General features: G+C 70.3%; 9 protein-coding genes. 7 read left to right on the top strand and 2 right to left on the bottom strand.

Annotated elements, in window-relative coordinates; genetic code table 11:
- Nucleotides 1-57 precede the first annotated feature (57 nt).
- Together pglW and pglX are read left to right on the top strand one after the other, a co-directional pair.
- On the top strand, nt 58-4,755 hold the full coding sequence (gene pglW / locus ACZ4SF_RS30290) for a BREX system serine/threonine kinase PglW (protein ID WP_468390496.1): 4,698 nt from the start codon (nt 58-60) through the stop codon (nt 4,753-4,755).
- Nucleotides 4,752-8,348, top strand: a complete 3,597-nt coding sequence (gene pglX / locus ACZ4SF_RS30285) for a BREX-2 system adenine-specific DNA-methyltransferase PglX (RefSeq protein ID WP_468390493.1) — start codon at nt 4,752-4,754, stop codon at nt 8,346-8,348. Before pglW ends, pglX begins: the two co-directional genes overlap by 4 nt.
- A gap of 64 nt (nt 8,349-8,412) precedes the next feature.
- Here the strand turns inward: pglX and ACZ4SF_RS30280 are convergent, their stop codons facing one another.
- Together ACZ4SF_RS30280 and ACZ4SF_RS30275 are read right to left on the bottom strand one after the other, a co-directional pair.
- Nucleotides 8,413-8,622, bottom strand: coding sequence for a DUF397 domain-containing protein (locus ACZ4SF_RS30280; RefSeq protein WP_468390490.1), 210 nt, complete (start codon nt 8,620-8,622; stop codon nt 8,413-8,415).
- Nucleotides 8,604-9,446 (bottom strand): helix-turn-helix domain-containing protein, encoded by an 843-nt coding sequence (locus tag ACZ4SF_RS30275; RefSeq protein WP_468390487.1) that lies wholly within the window; start codon nt 9,444-9,446, stop codon nt 8,604-8,606. The genes ACZ4SF_RS30280 and ACZ4SF_RS30275 overlap by 19 nt, the downstream gene beginning before the upstream one ends.
- A 201-nt stretch (nt 9,447-9,647) precedes the next feature.
- On the opposite strand from ACZ4SF_RS30275, the gene ACZ4SF_RS30270 reads away from it, so the two are divergent.
- The 5 genes from ACZ4SF_RS30270 (at nt 9,648) to pglZ (ending at nt 19,165) form a co-directional block, all read left to right on the top strand.
- Nucleotides 9,648-9,938 (top strand): hypothetical protein, encoded by a 291-nt coding sequence (locus ACZ4SF_RS30270; protein ID WP_468390484.1) that lies wholly within the window; start codon nt 9,648-9,650, stop codon nt 9,936-9,938.
- Nucleotides 9,935-10,186: a hypothetical protein gene (locus tag ACZ4SF_RS30265; RefSeq protein WP_468390481.1), complete on the top strand. Its 252-nt coding sequence runs from the start codon at nt 9,935-9,937 to the stop codon at nt 10,184-10,186. Before ACZ4SF_RS30270 ends, ACZ4SF_RS30265 begins: the two co-directional genes overlap by 4 nt.
- Nucleotides 10,187-10,347: 161 nt before the next feature.
- The gene (locus ACZ4SF_RS30260) at nt 10,348-12,288 is read left to right on the top strand and encodes a DNA/RNA helicase domain-containing protein (protein ID WP_468390478.1); all 1,941 of its coding nucleotides are present in this window, start codon (nt 10,348-10,350) and stop codon (nt 12,286-12,288) included.
- A gap of 92 nt (nt 12,289-12,380) precedes the next feature.
- On the top strand, nt 12,381-16,265 hold the full coding sequence (pglY, locus tag ACZ4SF_RS30255; RefSeq protein ID WP_468390475.1) for a BREX-2 system ATPase PglY: 3,885 nt from the start codon (nt 12,381-12,383) through the stop codon (nt 16,263-16,265).
- Nucleotides 16,262-19,165: a BREX-2 system phosphatase PglZ gene (gene pglZ, locus ACZ4SF_RS30250; RefSeq protein ID WP_468390472.1), complete on the top strand. Its 2,904-nt coding sequence runs from the start codon at nt 16,262-16,264 to the stop codon at nt 19,163-19,165. The genes pglY and pglZ overlap by 4 nt, the downstream gene beginning before the upstream one ends.
- The last annotated feature ends 9 nt before the right edge of the window (nt 19,166-19,174 follow it).

Genomic DNA, 19,174 nt, shown 5'->3' with positions numbered 1-19,174 from the left:
GGGAGACCAGGAGCGGACGCCCACTGGAAGTCGGAGTGCAAGAGGCGGGGACGGCGCATGCGGGAAGGCCGGTGGACCACGGTCACCGAGTCCGAGTTCGACCATGAGCACCGTGGCCTGGAAGCCGTCCGGGAGAGGCTGCCGGACGCCGATCCGTGGCGGGCCTGGTCGAACTTCACCTTCACCGCCCACACCGGTCACGTCCGCGAGGTGGACCTGCTCGTCGTCGCCCCCGGCGGCGTCCACATGATCGAGCTGAAGGACTGGCACGGCTCCGTCACCAGCGAGAACGGCACCTGGATCCAGACCACCCCGGGCGGGCACCGTCGCCCGCACGGCAACCCCCTGCACCTCGTCAACAAGAAGGCGAAGGAGCTGGCCTCCCTGCTCGGCCAGCACGGCAGGCGGGTGTGGGTCGGCGAGGCCGTCTGCTTCACCGACGGCGGTCTGCGTGTGCGCCTGCCCGCCCACGACCAGAACGGCGTGCACACCGTCGACGAACTGGTGGCGATGCTGAAGCGGCCGCCGCGCGACGAGCGGCGCCGGATCACGGCCGTCGAATCCCGAGAGATCAAGACCGCGCTGGACCGGATCGGCATCCGCAGGAGCGAGGCGGAGTACAAGGTCGGCCCGTACCAGCTGGACCGGAAGTCGTTCGACTCGGGCCCGACCTGGGCCGACTACAAGGCGCACCACAGCGAGCTGCCCGAGGTGGCCCGGGTCCGCGTCTATCTGAGCGAGCGCGGGTCGGACGCGTCGATCCGGCGGTCGGTGGAGAACGCCGCCCGCCGCGAGGCGGCGGTGCTGCAGCGGTTCAAGCACCCCGGCGTGGTGCAGCTCAAGCAGTACTACCCGTCGGGACACGCGGCGGGTCCCGCGCTGATCTTCGACTACGACCCGCTCACCCTGCGCCTGGACGAGTACCTGCTCCAGCACGGCAAGAGCCTGGACATCCTCGGCCGGATGGCACTGGTCCGCCAGCTCGCCGAGACGATGCGCTCCGCCCACTCGGCCCGCATCCACCACCGGGCGCTGGCCGCCCGCGCCGTCCACGTCGTCCCCCGCGACCGGGGGCGCCGTGGGCAGGCCGTCGGTGAGGACGCCGCCTGGCTCACGCCCCGCCTGGAGATCTCGGACTGGCAGATCGCCACCCAGCGGGCGTCCGGTTCGGAGGGCGGGAGCGGCCAGGGCGTGACCCGCTTCGCCCCGACGGCACTGTCGGCGATGCACCTGTCGGAGGGCTCCGACCCGTACTTCGCCCCGGAGCTGACCGCGCTCAAGGCCGACCCGGTGTACCTGGACGTGTACGGCCTCGGCGTCCTCACTTATCTGCTGGTCACCGGGAAGGCTCCGGCCGCGAGCCAGGCCGAGCTGCTGGCCCGCCTGGAGGCCGGCGAGGGCCTGCGCCCCAGTTCCCTGGTCGACGGCCTGTCCGAGGACATCGACTTCCTCGTCCAGGCCGCGACCGCCTACCGCCCCGGACAGCGTCTGTCGTCGGTGGACGAGTTCCTGGAGATGCTGGAGATCGTCGAGGACGGTCTGACCGCGCCCTCCTCGGCCGCCGGACCCGAGCCCGCCGACTCCGCCGAGGACCCGGGGAAGGACCCGCTGGAGGCGGTTGCCGGTGACGTGCTCGGCGGTCGCTGGGAGGTGCGCCGCCGCCTGGGCACCGGCTCCACCAGCCGGGCGTTCCTCGTCCGCGACCTCGAGGCCGAGGCGCGCAGGACCCGGCCGCTGGCGGTCCTGAAGGTCGCCCTCTCGGACAGCCGGGGCCAGGTCCTGGTCCAGGAGGCCGAGGTGATGAACCGGCTGCGCCCCGACTCCCGGGTGATCCGGCTGGTCGAGCCGGAGCCCCTGCGCATCGGGAACCGCACCGTCCTCGCCCTGGAGTACGTGGGCGACGAGCGGGAGGGCCTCGACCACGACCCGGAGGCCGCCGAGACCGGCACCCGTACCCGTGCCCGCCGCCGCGAGGAGACGGTCGCACGCCAGCTGCGCGAGCACGGCCGCCTGCAGATGGACCAGTTGGAGGCGTACGGCGACTACCTGTTCGGCGCCGTCGACTTCCTGGAGGGCGAGGGGGTCTGGCACCGCGACATCAAGCCGGACAACATCGCCATCCGCATCCGTCCCAACCGCACCCGCGAGCTGGTCCTCATCGACTTCTCGCTGGCGGGCTACCCGGCGAAGGACCACGAGGCCGGTACGGAGGGCTACCTCGACCCGTTCATCGGGACCCTGACCCGTACCGCGTACGACTCGCACGCCGAGCGGTACGCGGTCGCCGTCACCCTGCACCAGATGGCCTCGGGCGAGCTGCCGAAGTGGGGCGACGGCTCGGTCCCGCCCCGGATGACGGACGAGAAGGAGTTCCCGTACCCGACCGTCCAGGCCGACGCCTTCGAGCCCGCCGTGCGGGACGGGCTGGTCGCCTTCTTCCGCAAGGCCCTGCACCGGGACGTGACCCAGCGCTTCCCCGACCTGAAGCCGATGCGGGACGCCTGGAAGCGGATCTTCCTGGACGCATCGCAGGCGGTGCCGTCCAGCCACCGTTCCCGCCACCCCGAGCCCGCCCCGCAGCCGGCCCCGGCCGGTGAACGCCCCGCGGGAATCGCGGACGCCGAACCGGTCAGCGCCGACGAGCAGCGCGAGCGCCTCGCGGCGGCGGTCACCCGCGACACCCACCTGTCCGCCGCCGGTCTCACCCCGGCCGCCGAGTCCTTCCTCTACGGCCTCGGGATCACCACCGTCGGCGGACTCCTCGACTACAGCCGCAGCAAGCTCCTCAACGCGCCGGGCCTCGGCACCAAGACCCGCACCGAGGTGCAGCGCCGCCAGCGCCAGTGGGGCAGGCTGCTGCGCGAGACGCCGCTCTCCCCGCTCACCCCGAAGGGCCGGGCGGAGGCCAAGGAGGAACTGGCCCAGCTCACCGCCGCCGAGTCGGCGGTCGCCGGGGCCCTCGCGGTCGGTGAGGGAGCGGCCGGGCTGACGGAGTCCGCCCTGCGCTCGGTGAGCCTGGACACGCTCGCCACGCTGTTCGTCCCGGAGCTGAACAACAACCGCTCCAACGCCAACAAGGTCGAGATGGTCCGGCTGCTGTTGCGGCTGCCGGACGAGCACGGGGAGCTGCCCGGCATCGGCGTGTGGCCCAAGCAGAAGGACGTGGCCGAGGCGCTCGGGCTGTCCGCCGGCCGCATCCCGCAGATGCTGAAGGAGGAGCGCAAGCGCTGGAAGAAGCTGCCCGCGGTCCAGGCCCTGCGGGACGAGATCGTCGGGCTGCTGGTGGACCTCGGCCGGGTCGCCTCCGCCGTGGAGATCGCGGACGCGCTCGCCGTACGGCGCGGTACGCAGCTTCCGGAGCGCGAGCAGCGACGCGCACTCGCCCTGGCGGCCGTCCGCGCCGTAGTGGAGGTGGAGCAACTCCAGCCGGAGGAAGCCGAGTTCCAACACCAGCCGAACCGCAGGGCGACGGAGGAGTCGCTGGCGGCCGGGCTGCTCGCGCTGGACGTCCGCGAGGTCGACGCCCCCGACACCCCGACGGCTCCCGGCCTCCTCGACTACGCCACCCGTCTGGGCAAGACCGCCGACCGGCTGGCCCGCCTGGAGACCCTGCCCACGGCGACGACGGTACTGAGCGAGCTGGGCGCGCTGACCCCGCCGCCGGGCGTGGTCGACTGGGACGAGCGCCGCCTGGTCGAGCTGGCCGCCGCCGCGTCCGTCAACGCCGCGGCCACGCCCCGCCTGGAGATCTACCCGCGCGACCTGCCCCTGGTCCGGGCGCTGCGCCTCACACAAGCCGGACTGGTCCGGCTGAACCCGGGGGTTCCCGAGGCGTGGCAGCCGGGCCTGCGTCCGGAGGACATCCACGAGCGGGTACGGGCCCGCTTCCCCGAGCTGGTCGTCCAGGACGCCCGGGGCAGGAGCACGCACGAGCTGCCGACCGGCGGGCCGCTGACCAAGGCGCTGCGCGAGGCCGGCTTCGACCTCGCCCTGTCGACGCACGAGGACTCCGGGAAGCCGCGCTACCTGCCCACCCGCATGGACGACGCGTCCAGCTACCTGACGGGCGTGGCGGGCCGGCAGTCCACCTTCGTCGGCGCGGCGACCCGGTACTCGGACGATCCGCTGCTCGCGGGAGCGGTCCGCGCGGACGAACGGCTCCTCGCTTCCGCCCGCCGCGACGGCTACCGGGTGCTGACCGTGCACCACGGCCGCACGGTCGAGGCGGTACGGGAGCTGTCGGCGGACCGCATCGGCGCGCAGCCGGTGTCGGTGACCGAGCTGTTCCTGGAGGCCCTGCACGCGCTGGTGCCGCCCGGCACGAAGCCGACGTGGGAGACCCTGCTGAAGGCGGACGTGGCCGAGCCGGGATCACGCGGGGCCATGAAGTTCACGGAGTACGCGCGGACGGCGTGGGGGACGGTCGAACCCCGGGTGCGTGAGCTGCTGGCGCCCGGGGCAGGCTCGGGTCCGGTGCTCCTGACGGAGGTGGCGGTCTTCGCCCGGTACGACGCGATGGGCGTCCTGGACCGGCTGGCGGAGGCGGCCCGGCAGGGCGGGCGGGGACTGTGGCTGCTCGTGCCGCAGCCGGACCCGGCACGCGAGCCGAGGCTCGGGCACGTGGCGGTGGCGTACCAGGCGGGCCTGGGCGAGTGGATAGAGCTGCCGGACTCGTGGGTGCGCAACGCCCACCGGGCCGGCGCGGTGGGGGCGGGAACGAAGATGATGAACGGTACCGAGGGAGACGCCAAGTGATCGACCGCAAGGCCCTGTTGGACGACCTGAAGGGGCAGGTCAAGGCGGTCGAGGCCGACCTGGGGCGCCAGGTGAAGGTGGTGCCGGAGGGCGAGAAGCTGCGCGCGGAGTACGACCGTGCGCGGAAGCTGGGCCGTACGGCGGCGACGTGGAACTCCTGGCTGGACGAGCGGGTCACGCAGGTCGCCGTCGCGTGGGTGCTGGGCACGGTGTTCGTCCGCTTCTGCGAGGACAACCGCCTGATCCCGGAGCCGTACCTGACGGCCCCCGAGGACGACCGGCGCGACCTGGCGCTGGCCCGCTTCGAGGAGTACGTCGCGCGGTCCGACGACCCGACGTACCGGGGCTGGCTTGAGCAGGCGTTCGAGGAACTGGGCGCGGGGCAGGCGGGACGGCTGCTGTTCGACCGCCGTCACAACCCGCTGTACCAGATCCCGCTGTCGCACGACGGTGCGCGGGACTTGGTGGACTTCTGGCGGGTGAGGGACGAGGAAGGTGTGCTCGTCCACGACTTCCGGGATCCGCTGGAGGAGGACGGCGACGGGACGCAGGGCTGGGACACGCGGTTCCTCGGCGACCTGTACCAGGACCTGAGCGAGGCCGCCCGCAAGACGTACGCGCTGCTCCAGACGCCGGAGTTCGTGGAGGAGTTCATCCTCGACCGGACGATGGACCCGGCGGTGCGGGAGTTCGGCTACGAGGGTCTGAAGATGATCGACCCGACGTGCGGGTCGGGGCACTTCGTGCTGGGGGCGTTCCGGCGGTTGGTGCGGCTGTGGGCGGACGGCCGGCCGGGCAAGGACGTGCACGAGCGGGTGCGGGAGGCGCTGGACTCTGTGCACGGGGTGGACCTGAACCCGTTCGCGGTGGCTATTGCTCGGTTCCGGTTGTTGGTGGCGGCTATGGCTGCGGGTGGGGTGCGGACGCTGGCGGAGGCCGCGAAGTACGAGTGGCCGATTCACCTGGCGGTGGGCGACTCGCTCATCAAGCACCGGCACAAGCAGGGGAATCTGTTCGACGACTTGGAGGAGGAGGGGGCTGATGAGCTGGCCGACTTCAAGTACGAGACGGAGGATCTGCACGAGCATCCGGGGATTCTTGAGCCGGGGCGGTATCACGTGGTGGTGGGGAATCCGCCGTATATCACAGTGAAGGATAGGAAGCTTAACGAGCTCTATCGAGGGCTGTACGACGCTTGCGCAGGAACTTACGCTCTGTCAGTTCCGTTTGCTCAGCGGTTCTTCGAGCTGGCGAAAACCGGGGACCCCAAGAGCGGGCGCAACTACGGCACGGTCGGGCAAATTACCGCGAACTCCTTCATGAAGCGTGAGTTCGGCACACGACTGATTGAGAACTATTTCGGACACGAGGTGGAGCTGACGGAAGTCATCGACACATCCGGGGCCTACATTCCGGGGCACGGGACTCCCACTATCATCCTGGTAGGCCGACGGAGGAACGGAAGCAGTCGGTCCGCAACCATTCGCACCGTACGAAGCGTACAAGGTGAACCCAGCACGCCCGACGACGGCCAGGAAGGCAAGGTCTGGGCCGCCATAGTCGCTCAAATCGAGAAACCTGGGTCAGTAAGCCAGTGGGTCTCTGTAGATGATCTTGACCGAGACCGTTACTTCAGCTCCCAACCCTGGATTCTCGCAGATGGGGGACGCGAACTCAACGACACCATCGGCAAACACTCCACCAAGACATTGGGGCAGCTGGCAACACGCATTGGCTTCGTAGGGATGACGCATGCCGATGACGTCATGATTCGCCCAGAGCGTGCATGGCCACCAGAGTTGATTGGCTTGGCCCGCCGGATCATTGTCGGTGAAGAGGTCCGTGACTGGTCTGCCACTACCACGAATCAGGCCTTCTATCCTTACTCAAAAGATCGAGCGCTCCTTCATCTAGCAGCCGAAGTGGCCTCGTCGCCGGGACTGTGGCCATACCGAACCGAACTTGGTAGTCGCGCAACTTTTTCTGGCGGTACCTACTTCCTAGCAGGACGGCCATGGTGGGAGTGGCATCAACTCCCCAAGGACGCTGGAACGCATGCATGGTCGATCGCTTTTGCATTCGTCTCAACCCACAATCACTTCACCCTTGACCGAGGCATTTCACTCTTCAAGCAAACGGCTCCTGTAATAAAACTGCCGACAGGGAAATCCGAGCAAGACCATCTGCAGCTGCTGGGGGTACTGAACAGCTCTACCGCTGGCTTCTGGCTCAAAATGGTGAGCCACTCCAAGGGCAACGGCGGAATCGGCGGCGGAATTTCCGATGAACTCTGGGAGCACCGATATGAATTCGCTAGCGCCAAAGTCGAAGAATTCCCGCTGCCAAGCGCGTATCCCACCACTCTGCCTGAGACGCTGGAGCGCCTAGCCCGTCAACTCGCTGCAGCCAGCTCCTTCTCTACCACCGAAGGAAGCAATCACACTGCCGCAGCCATCCGTAAACTGCGTAAGACATGGCATTCTGTTCGCGCTCGCATGATTGCCCTCCAAGAAGAGCTGGATTGGCAGGTTTATTCCCTCTACAACCTCCACTACGAAGATCTGCGTGTCTCTGAAGACCCCGAATCCCCCGAAATCCCCGAACTCTCCCTTGGAGAGCGGGCATTCGAGATCGCGCTCGCCCGTCGGGTCGCCGCAGGCGAGGCCAGTGCCGAGTGGTTCAAGCGGCATGGATCCACGCCCATCACGGAAATTCCTGCTCACTGGCCCGCCGCGTACCGCGAGGTCGTTCAGAAGCGCATCGACGCCATCGAGTCGTCCCGCGCCATTGGCATGGTCGAACGGCCCGAATACAAACGCCGCTGGGCCACTGAAGGGTGGGACGCTCTTCAGGAAAAGGCGCTGAAGGGCTGGCTGCTCGACCGGATCGAGGACCGTTCCCACTGGTTCGACGAGAACGGCATGCCCGCCCTCGTCACGCTCTCCCGGCTCACCGACAACCTGTCCCGTGAAGAGGACTTCGTCTCCGTCGCCAAGACCTACGCACCGCACAAGGAACTGCCCATCGTCGTCGCCGAGTTGATGACGACTGAGCACGTGCCCTTCCTCCCCGCCCTGCGCTACAAGCCGTCCGGGCTCAAGAAGCGCGCGGACTGGGAGCACGTCTGGGATCTTCAGCGGCAGGAGGACGCCGCCCAGGACGAGCCCGCCAAGCGGAAGATCCGGGACACCATCCCCGTGCCGCCCAAGTACACCTCGGCCGACTTCCTGCGCCCCTCCTATTGGCGGGCGCGCGGCAAGTTGGACGTGCCCAAGGAGCGGTTCATCTCGTACGGGCGGACCAACGCGGCCACCCCCGCCCTCTACGGCTGGGCCGGCTGGGACCACCGTGAGCAGGCCATCGCGCTCGACACCTACATCGCCACCCACGAGGGCCTGACCACCGAAGAGGTCACTCCGCTCCTCGCCGGGCTGCTGGAACTCCAGCCGTGGCTGGACCAGTGGCACAACGAGCCCGATCCGCTCTTCGCCCCGACCCCCGCGAAGTTCTTCGAGGGCGACCGGCAGATGGAACAGGGCAAGCACGGGCTCACCGACGACGACCTGCGCGCCTGGCGTCCTGCCAAGAAGTAACCAGCGCGGGTACGTCGACGGCCCTCGCGGTAACAATCACCGCGAGGGCCGTCGACGTTCCGGATCAATCGCTCAAGCGACCGCTCTTGACGGCCGCCACGAAGCACGCCCACCCGCCCGCCGGGAACACGAGCACCGGCCCGTGCGAAACCTTGCTGTCCCTCACCGGGACGACAGACGTGAAGTCGTCAGAAACCTCGATGCAAGCGCCACCATCCTGGTTGCTGTAGCTGCTCTTACGCCAAGACGCGGCACTCAGGTCGATGGATCGCACGTCGCTTCCTCCAACATCCGCAGGATGAACTTGCGCGACTCCGCCGGGGTAAGCGCCAGGTCGCGCACCGCATCGTACGTCTTCTGCAGGCGTACAACCGGACCGGCGTCCTCGATGAGTTCGCCCCAGTAACCGTTCTCGGTGTACGCCACGGTCTTCCCCTGCGGAAGGAGCAGGTACCAGACGTCGACCCCCAGCAGACCATGCAACCCAGCGCTCTGTAGAAGGACTTGGATTGTGACGTTCGGACGCTCCGCAACTTCCCCGAGGTACTCCAACTGCCCCCGCCACTCCCCCGCATCCCGCAACGGCGTCCGCAGCACCGCCTCCGACAGCATCGTCCGGAACGGTGGCGCGTCCTCCCCCTCCAGCAACTCCCGCCGCCCCATCCGAGCCTCGACCTGCTGCTCCAGTTCCTTCCCCTTCAGCCCACCCGCCGCCAGCACCTCCCGCGCGTACCCCGGCGTCTGCAACAGCCCCGGCAGGACGCTCACCGCGAAGTGCCACAGGCTCACCGCCTTCGCCTCCAGCGCCATGTACCGCCGGTACCGCTCCCGGAACTGTGTATGGTCCCCAGCCGCCAACTCCCAGAGCGCGAGCAGCAGTCCCGGCGTGCCGTAGTGTGTGTCGAGGGCCTGGACGACCTCCGGGCTGCCCAGCGTCTCGCCCTTCTCCATCTTGCCGAACAGGGACCAGTCCCAGCCCAGCCGTTCCCCGAGCTGCCGCAGGCTCGTCCCGCTGCCCGCCCGCAGGGTGCGCAGTTCCTCGGCGAAGCGCTGACGTGGTTCCTGGCTGCGGCCGGTGATGACGCGTCGTTGCGGCATACGGCTGGCTCCCCTCCGAAAAGCTCGCGTGGACGGTGTGGAAGGTGTGGAACGACCTCCGGGGCGCGGGGAAGCACGACCCCGTCCACGGCCTGGCCGCTCAGATCCCGGCGCATCCTCGTAACGCCCGGACTACGCAGCGTAATTCACCCAGCGCAGCCGGGTCCTGGAATCCGTAGGACTGGACCGACGAGGACGACGATGACCCCCACACCGCGACACCCGGACCACACGACGTCGATCGACCACGTACCCGTCGCGGGCAGCCCGCCGCCCTCCGCCCCGAAGGTCCAGGAGGCCCTCGACGCCCGTGACGCCCTCGCCTCCGCGCTCAGCCGGGCCGGTATCCAGCTCCCGGCAATGGACATCCGTACCCCGTGGGCGGACGACCGCGAGGACGAGGCCCAGTACGCGCTCGTCCACCTCGGGGTGTGCTCGGCGCCCGTGGCCCTCATGCTCGCGGACCTGATCCTGAAGGGGATCAGTACGTGACGGAGGACGACGACCGGGGCGGAAGCCCGAGCGAGGTCCCGGCAGTCGGAGAGGCCGTACGGGACACCACCCGCGACCGGCTCGGCCGGGTCATGGGCCACGAAGGCCCGTACCTCCAGGTCCGGCCGCTCGGCGGCGGCCGCGAATGGGATGCCGACCCGCGTCACGTCCGAACGCTGAGCCAGGACGAGTTGCTGAGCGCCCTCCTCGCCGAGGTCAACGCCCGCTCCCGTCAGAGCACCAAGTGACCGTGCGGTCGTCACCGGACGTGGCCGAACCCGCACGGAACCCCCTCCTCTTGATCGCCGGGCTCACCTAGGATGTCGACACAACATCTCAGCGGCCCGACGGGCTTCCTGATCCGCCACCGCACCCGCTCCACGGCGGCGCTCGGCGGACATCGCAGGACATGCCCCCACCCGCACGAGTCTTCTTCGTGCTGCCTGGGGGCATTTCCTTGCTGTTCCGTGAGTCCGCGGCGTCCGTGGCCACCCGCATCCTCGAAGGGTCGCTCGCGCTGCATCTGACCGAGAACTTCCGTCATCTGCACGGGCGCACGCCCGCACAGGCGGAGATACGGTCCTGGGAACGCAGCCTCCCCGCCCTCGTCAACGCCCTCATGGAAGCCGGGCTCGGCGAGGTCGAGGTGATCATCGAGTACAGCCTGCCCCTCACCAGCAAGCGCGCCGACGCCGTCCTGGCCGGCGTGCACCCGACGACGGGGCAGCCGTCGTACGTCGTCGTCGAGTTGAAGCAGTGGAGCGAGGCCCACCCGGACGAGGACGACCCTCTCCTGTGCCGGCTCGACGCCTACCCGCAGCCCGTCCTCAACCCGATCGAACAGGTGCGGGGCTACTGCGAGTACCTGCTGTCGTTCAACGCGGCCCTGGAGCGGATGCCCGGGTCGCTGGCCGGGGTGGCGTTCCTGCACAACGCGACCGAGTCCCGGATCGCGGGGCTGCGGAGCGTCGAGGAGGACCAGTACGGCCGGATGTACACGGCCGACCAGCGCGGGGCCTTCCTGGACTTCCTGCGATCCCGGCTGGCCGCCAAGTCCGGCGCGGAGGCCGCCGACCTGCTGAGGGACGCCAGGATCCGGCCGTCGAAACAGCTGATGGCGGTCGCCGCGGCCGAGATCCGCGACCGCGAGCAGTTCGTGCTCCTCGCCGAGCAGCGGGTCGCCTACGAGATGGTGATGTCCGCCGTGCGCAAGGCCAAGCGCGGCAACCACAAGAAGGTCATCGTGGTGACCGGCGGTCCCGGCTCCGGCAAGAGCGTCATCGCGATGTCGCTGCTGGGCGAGCTGTACCGGCGCGGGGAGACCGCTCTGCACGCCACCGGATCGGCGTCGTTCACCAAGACGATGCGCAAGGTCGCCGGACACAAGAAGCGCGAAGTGCAGAAGCTCTTCATGTACTTCAACAGCTTCATGGACGCCGAGCCGAACGACCTCGACGTACTGATCTGCGACGAGGCGCACCGGCTGCGGAAGACCTCCGCCAACCGCTACACCAAGGCCGAGCTGCGGACGGGCCGGCCGCAGGTCGCCGAACTCATCGACGCGGCCCGAGTGCCGGTGTTCCTGCTCGACCAGCACCAGGTGGTGCGGCCCGGCGAGATGGGGACGAAGGAGGAGATCCGGCGGGCCGCCGCCGCGGAAGGGCTCGACTGCACGGTGATCGAGCTGGACGGCCAGTTCCGGTGCGGCGGCAGCGACGCGTACGAGAAGTGGGTCGTCGACCTGCTCGGCCTGGAGGGTGGCACGCCCGGCCCGTGGGAGCCCGACGGCAAACTGGAGCTGCGGACCGCCGAGAGCCCGCAGGAGCTGGAGGACTTCCTCGTCGCCAAGCGCGCGGAGGGCTACGGCGCGCGGATGTCGGCCGGTTACTGCTGGAAATGGACGACCAAGGTCACGCCGGAAATGACAGCGCTTCCCACCGACGTCGTCATCGGCGACTGGGCTCGGCCGTGGAACGTGTATGGCGACCGGTCCGTGTTCGGGGCCCCGCCCGCGCCCTTGTGGGCCACCGAACCGGAAGGTTTCGGCCAGGTTGGCTGCGTCTACACAGCGCAGGGCTTCGAGTACGACTGGTCGGGCGTCATCATCGGTCCCGACCTGGTGTGGCGTACCGATCACTGGGTTGTGCAGCGGTCCGCGTCCAAGGACCCCATCTTCACGAAGGCCACACCGGACAGCGAGATCAACCAACTCATCCGCAACACCTACAAGGTGCTGCTGACGCGAGGCATGGTCGGCTCGATCATCTACTCGACCGACCCGGAGACGCGGGAGAAGCTGCGCTCGCTCGTCCACCCCGCGTCCGGCGTGGAGGCGCCCGCGCTCGTGTAGTCGCCCATGTGCGAAAAGTGGTCATCCGATGTCAGTGGTACGCCATACGATCGAATGAGCCCGCGCAGCCGCCCGTCGGAGAGTGATCGTTCATGGCCCAGCAGCCGCCCCTGCTCCGCGATGTCATCGACATCAAGGAGTCCATCTCCACGTCGGACTTCGTCCTCCAGCTCTCGGAGGCGACGACCCCCGAGGGCGCCGAGCGCGCCCTGCGGGACTACGTGGTCACGGAGCGGCTGCTGGAGAACTTCGACGAGGCGCTGGGGCTGATCAAGGCCGCGCTCGACGGGCACACGTCGAAGGCGGCCTACCTGCACGGCTCGTTCGGTTCCGGCAAGTCGCACTTCATGGCCGTGCTGCACGCGCTGCTCAGCGGCAGCCCGGCCGCCCGCTCCCGGACGGACCTCGACCCGGTGCTCACCAAGCACGAGTGGCTCGGCACGGAGGGCAAGCGGTTCCTGCTCGTGCCGTACCACATGCTCGGGGCGAAGGCGCTGGAGCAGCGGGTCCTCGGCGGCTACGTCAGCCACGTCAAGAAGCTGCACCCCGAGGCGCCGACGCCGCAGGTGTACCGGACGGACGCGCTGTTCGAGGACATCCGGGCGATGCGGTCCCGGATGGGCGACGCGGCCGTCATCGCCGGGCTGACCTCGCCGGACGGCGGCGGGACGGACGAGGAGGACGAGTGGGGCGAGGCGTTCGGGTGGGCGCCCGCGCTGCTCGACACCGCGCTGGCCGCCGAGGAGGTCCACGAGGGCGGGCAGGCGCTCAACCTGGTCAGCCCGTCGACGCCCGCCGAGCTGCGGGCCCGTCTCGTTCAGGACGCGAGCACCCACCTGCTGCCCGGCTTCGCGAAGAACGCCGCCGAGGACGAGCACGGGTTCGTCTCGCTGGACGCCGGCCTGTCCGTGATCGCCGAGCACGCCAAGTCGCTCGGCTACGACGGGCTGATCCTGTTCATGGACGAGCTGATCCTGTGGCTGGCCACCCTCATCCACGACCAGAAGTTCGTGGCCAGGGAAGCCGGCAAGATCACCAACTTCGTGGAGGGCGGCGACGCCCGCCGCGCCATCCCGGTCATCTCCTTCATCGCCCGCCAGCGCGACCTGCGCGAGCTGGTCGGCGAAGAGGTGTCCGGGGCCGCCGAGGCGTCCATCCAGGACACGCTCAACCTGGCCTCCGGACGCTTCGACAAGATCACTCTGGAGGACCGCAACCTCCCCCAGGTCGCCCACGCCCGGCTGCTCAGGCCCAAGGACGCGCAGGCCGCCGCCCTCATCGAGGCGGAGTTCGACAAGACCCGCAAGATCCGCCAGGAGGTGTGGGACACGCTCCTGGGGTCCGACCGCGGGACGGACGGGGTCGGCGCGGACGAGGAGAGCTTCCGGCTGACGTACCCCTTCTCGCCGGCGTTCATGGACACCCTCGTGCACGTGTCCTCCGCGCTGCAGCGCAACCGGACCGGCATGAAGCTGATGGGCCAGCTGCTCGCCGACCACCGCGCCGAGCTGCGGCTGGGCGACCTGATCCCGGTCGGCGACCTGTACCCGCTGATCACGACGGGCGGCGACAAGCCGTTCACCGACAGCCTGAAGGTGGTCTTCGAGGCCGCGGACAAGCTGTACCGGACCAAGCTGCGGCCCTACCTCCTCCTCACGCACAACGTGTCCGAGGAGGACATAGAGCAGTACGCGAACCGTCCCGACAGCATCACCGACCCCGCGCTGCGCACCCGGATCAAGCAGTTCACCGGGGACAACCGGATCATCGGCACGCTGCTGCTGTCGGCGCTCGCCCCCAGCGTTCCCGCCCTGTCCGACCTGACGGTCCGCCGCCTGTCCGCGCTGAACTACGGTTCGGTCGTCGCCCCGATCCCGGGGCGCGAGTACGGCATCCTCAAGAACAAGATCGCCGAGTGGGCGGGCCGGTTCCCCGAGATCAAGGAGACCGGCACCGAGGCCAACCCGGGCGTCCGGCTCGAACTGTCCGGCGTCGACGTCGACTCGGTGATCGCCAACGCCAACGTCAACGACAACCCCGGCAACCGTCAAGCGCTCGCCCGGCGCATCCTCGTCGAGGAACTCGGCATCAGCCAGGGCCAGTTGGTCGACCAGCTGCAGTTCGTGTGGCGGGGCACCGAGCGCAGCGTCGAGGTCGTCTTCGGCAACGTCGCGGACGAGGACGAGTTGCCCGACCACGACCTCATGCCCCAGCAGGACGGGCTCTGGCGGCTCGTGATCGACCTGCCCTTCGACGACAGCGAGTACGGAGCCGTCGAAGACGCCAACCGGATGCGGCGCCTGCGGGAGCGGCAGGGCGAGCCGTCCCGCACGGTCGCCTGGCTGCCCACCCACCTGTCCGGCCAGCGCTACGCCGATTTCCGCCGTCTCGTCGTCATCGACAAGGCCCTCTCCGACGGCCGGCGGTTCGACGGCCAGTACGCCGGCCACCTGAGCCCCGACAACCGGGCCCGCGCCAAGGGCCTCCTGGAGACCCAGCGCGAGTCGCTGCTCAAGAACGTCAAGGCCGCCTTTAAGCAGGCCTACGGCCTCGCCGACAAGAAGGCCACCGACGTGGAACTCGGCTTCTCCGACCACCTGGAGTCGCTGCGCGAGGTCGACGGGCTCACCCTCTCGTTCGGCCAGTCGCTCCGCGACGGCGTCCGCCACATCGCGAGCAGGCTGCTGGCGAGCCAGTACCCCGACCACCCGAACCTGGACCCCGACGGCAGTGGCACGGTGGTCAGGCCCGCCGACGCGAGGAAGGTGTTCACACACGTCCAGGCCGCCGCAGAGGCCCGCGACGGGCGCGCCGAAGTCCCCGCCCCCGACCGCAATCTGATGCGGCGGGTCGCGACCCCTCTGCGGCTCGGGCAGCAGAAGGAGGCCTACTTCGAGCTGTCGCACTACTGGGCGGACCACTTCCGGCAGCTGGCCCGCGAGCAGGGCGTCACCGGCGACCTCAGCCTGATCACGCTGACCGACTGGACCGACCGGCCCGCGCCACGCGGTCTGCCGGGCTTCCTCGCCCGGCTGGTGGTGGCCTCGTTCGCCGAGATGGACGACCGGGTGTGGGTGCGCGCGGGCACACCGCTCGACCCCGCGCCCGCGCTGAACGAGATCAAGGACCACGACGCGCTGCGCAGCCAGCCACTGCCCTCGGAGGAGGACTGGTCGGCCGCCCGGCAGCGGTTCACGGCGCTGTTCGGCGAAACGGCCCCCACCCTGCGGCGCGGCCGCATGGTGAACCAGCTCGCCCGACAGATCGTCCAGCAGGCCGGCGCCCACCAGGAGGCCGCCCGGGAGCTGGTGACGCAGTTGGAGCGGCACGCCGGGTTCCTCCGCCTCGACGAGACCGCCGAGAACGGCCGCCTCGCCGTCGCGCGCCGCGCCGTCGACCTGCTGCGGGAGCTGACGCGGTCCGCCGGTCAGGGCGCCGCCGGCGCCAGGAAGACCGTCGAGGCGCTGGCCGCCTTCGACTTCGGCGAGGTCGGCGCGGACCGGTTCGGGACCTCGGTCAAGCAGGCCCGAGCCGTGGCGCAGGCGCTGGACTCGACGTCGTGGACCACGCTCGACCTGGCCACCTCGGAAGGCCCCGAGGGCGAGGCCCTGCTGGATTCCCTGCGCAACGCCGCCCAGAGCGACCAACGGACCAACGACCTCAAGGAGGCGCTGGCCCGGACCCAGCGCGAGGTGCTGGCCCTGGTCAAGCGGAACCGCGCGACACCGCCCGCGCCGCCCGCGCCCCCGGCCCCGCGTCCGAGTGACGTCCCCCTCGACACACCGTCCAGCCACCCGCCCGTGCCCGAGCAGTCGCCCGGCACGCGCCCGTCCACGCCGGGTCGGGTGAAGCGTTCCGGCGGCGGGCGGACGACCGCGGCCAGGGCCGTGGCCGAACTCCAGGCGGAGATCGCGGAGCTGGCCGCCCGGGAACCCGGTGCCACGGTCGAGATCACCTGGCAGGTCGTCGAAGGATGAGCACGGCGACGACCGGCGCGGTGGCGGTGCGGCTGAACCTCGCCACCCTCACCCAGTACCTGTCCGCCCAGACCTCCCTGGCCGACGCCCTGGCCGGCCGCGACCGGCGACGGGCCGTGCTGCTGCGCTCCGCACCCCAGTGGGACGGCCCGGCCGAACACTCCTGGGGCGACGGGCAGTCGGCACGCATCGCGGCGGCCCCATCCCCGCTCGCCGTACACGAGCTGGTGCTAGGTCACCTGTCGGACCCGGCGACCGGACCCGCCGTGCTCGTCGTCCTCACCGACCGCGAGCAGAACGAACTGGACCCCGCCATCCTGGCCCGCGCCCACAAACAGCGCGTGGACACGGTGGACAGCTGGGACGTCGTACGGGACGCCTTCGGCGCACACCAGGTCGACCCGAGGCTCAAGGACGACAAGTGGGCCGCGGAGGCCCTCCTGGACGCGGCGCCCCCGAGAGGGGGCTGGCCCCGGCTCGGCGGCGGCATGCTCTCTCGTGGCACCGCCCTGACCGCGCTCGCGCTGCGCCGCCTGAGACTGGGACGGTACGAGGACGAGACGGCCCGCCAGGACCACGCCACGTCCGCCGACCGGCTCGACACCCACACCCTGCTGGGCTGGTCCTTGATCCCCGGAGGGCCGGAACGGCTGTTGGCGCTGCGCGGCCCCGAACGCGCGGGCCTGGCACAGTTCCTCGGGGAGGAGGACCAGGCCGGGCTCGCGGGACGCGCCCTGCTCGCCTTGGTCGAGGCCGACCACGGGCCGGACGCGGTGGCCTTCGGACTGCTGTGCGCGGCCCTGTGGTGCCACGCCGAGCCGGACGCGGCCGTCTACACGGCGCGCGGCCGCGCGGAGCGGTGGTTCGGAGACCGCCCCCCGATTCGGGGCGAACAGCTCGACGCCATGGTCGCCGCCTTCGGCCGGGCCACCGAGGACTACGTCGGCACGCTGCTCGCCGGAGCGAAGCGGGACGGCGGCCCGGTGTCGGAGGAGGCCCGCGAGGCCCGCCGGACGAGCGATACGGTGCTGGAGCGCGCTTCGGCGCTGGTCCGGCAGTTCGGGGCCGAGGCCGCCGCCCGGACCAGTCCCCTGCTGCCGGCCGGCCTGGACGCCAGGTTCACCACGGTCGGAGAGGCCCTCGCGGCCGGCGAGCCGAAGGCGTTGGACGCGGCCGTCCGTTCCCTGAGCGAGCACTGGCGGGCCGACGGGCCAGAGCTGCGGGCCCGGATCGAACGAGCTCGGATGGGTCAGCGGCTCGTTCAGTGGCTGGCCACCGACCCGGCGACCGAGGCGTCGCACGTCGGCGCGGCCATCGGGCGCCACATGGAGGAGACCGCCTGGGTCGACCGCGCTGTGGAGCACATCGAAGCGGGCGGCGACCCCGACGACCGGCTGAGGACCGCCTACGACGCACTGGCCGCGCGCGTGCGCCGGCAGCGGCACGAGATCGACCGCGACTTCGCCCGCAACCTGGCGACCTGGACGACCGCCGGCACCGATCCCGGCGGCATGCTGACGGTGGAGACGTTCCTGGAGCGGGTGGTGAAGCCGGTCGTGCGGGGTGCCGACGACCGGCGCGTGCTCCTGATCGTCCTGGACGGGATGAGCGCGGCCATCGCCACCGAGTTGGCGGAGGAACTGCGCTCCTCCTGGGCCGAGTTCGACCCCGTGGCCGCGGAGGGCGCTCCGCGGCGCCGCGCCATGGCCGCGGCGCTCCCCACCCTCACCTCCGTCTCGCGCACGTCGCTGTTCGCGGGAAGGCTGATGCGGGGCTCGCAGAAGGAGGAGGCGCAACTGTTCCCCGCCCTGCCCCTGTGGAGCGGGGCGCCCGCCGCCGTGTTCCACAAGGACGACCTGCGGGCCGACAGCGCCGGGGACACCTTCGGGTCCGCGCTCACCGAAGCGCTCATGGACGGCCGTACGCATGTGGCGGTCGTCCTCAACGCGATCGACGACCGGCTTGCCAAGGAGCAGAAACTGGGCGACGGCGCCTGGCGGGCCGAGCACATCCCGGGCCTGCCGGACCTGCTGCGGATCGCCGCCTCGCAGGGCATGGCGGTGGTGATCACCAGCGACCACGGACACGTCGTCGACCGGCACGGTGCGAAGGTGCAGACCGGCTCACCGCTGTCCGCCCGCCACCGCGCGCCGGGCGACGAGGTGGGACCTGCCGAGGTGGAGCTGCACGGCACGCGAGTGGTAGCCCCGGAAACGGGCGGCTCGATCGTCGCCCTCTGGGACGCCGACTCCCGGTACACCGCCCGCAAGGCGGGCTACCACGGCGGAGCCTCCCTGGCCGAGTTCGCCATCCCCGTCCTGGCCTTCCTGCCGTTCGGAGCGCCCCCTCCCCCGTCCTGGCGGGAACTGGGCGACCAGCGGCCGGCGTGGTGGTCCCTGGACGCCCCGTCTCCCCGGCACGCCGTCCCCGCCCTGCCCGAACGCGCCACCCCCGGGGAACGGGCCGCCCGGCAGCGGCCGACCAAGGCTCAGGCCCGGCTCGCCCGCACCCACGACGCGCTGTTCGACGTCGCCGTGGTCCCCTCGCCCGAGGACGACGGAACTCTGGTGACCACCGCCGCGGTGAGCCCGGACGACGCCCTTGTCACAGCCCTCTTCGCCTCGGAGACGTTCCAGGGGCAGATCGGCCTGCTCGCGCGCAGACCACCGATGGAGAAGGTGGAAAGCGCGATCCGGGCTCTGATCGAGGCAGGAGGCACGCTACCCGTGACGGCACTCGCCCAGCGTGTGTCCTATCCGGCCACCCGTGCCGACGGGTTCGCCGCGATCCTGCGCCAGTTGCTCAACTACGACGGAGTTCAGGTCCTGGAGACACTGCCGGACGGCCGCACCGTCCGCCTCGATCTCTCCCTGCTCCGCATGCAGTTCGACTTGAGCTGACGTCCCGTC

The organism is Streptomyces sp. NPDC027663 (assembly GCF_055566415.1).
Note: the sequence above shows the minus strand (reverse complement) of the source record. Positions and strands in the feature narration are given on the sequence as shown.

Bases quoted from the DNA above. Each gene is read 5' to 3' on its own strand.
- pglW (WP_468390496.1), top strand. From the start codon at position 58: ATGCGGGAAGGCCGGTGGACCACGGTCACCGAGTCCGAGTTCGACCAT.
- ACZ4SF_RS30275 (WP_468390487.1), bottom strand. From the start codon at position 9,446: ATGCCGCAACGACGCGTCATCACCGGCCGCAGCCAGGAACCACGTCAG.
- ACZ4SF_RS30270 (WP_468390484.1), top strand. From the start codon at position 9,648: ATGACCCCCACACCGCGACACCCGGACCACACGACGTCGATCGACCAC.
- ACZ4SF_RS30260 (WP_468390478.1), top strand. From the start codon at position 10,348: ATGCCCCCACCCGCACGAGTCTTCTTCGTGCTGCCTGGGGGCATTTCC.
- pglY (WP_468390475.1), top strand. From the start codon at position 12,381: ATGGCCCAGCAGCCGCCCCTGCTCCGCGATGTCATCGACATCAAGGAG.
- pglZ (WP_468390472.1), top strand. From the start codon at position 16,262: ATGAGCACGGCGACGACCGGCGCGGTGGCGGTGCGGCTGAACCTCGCC.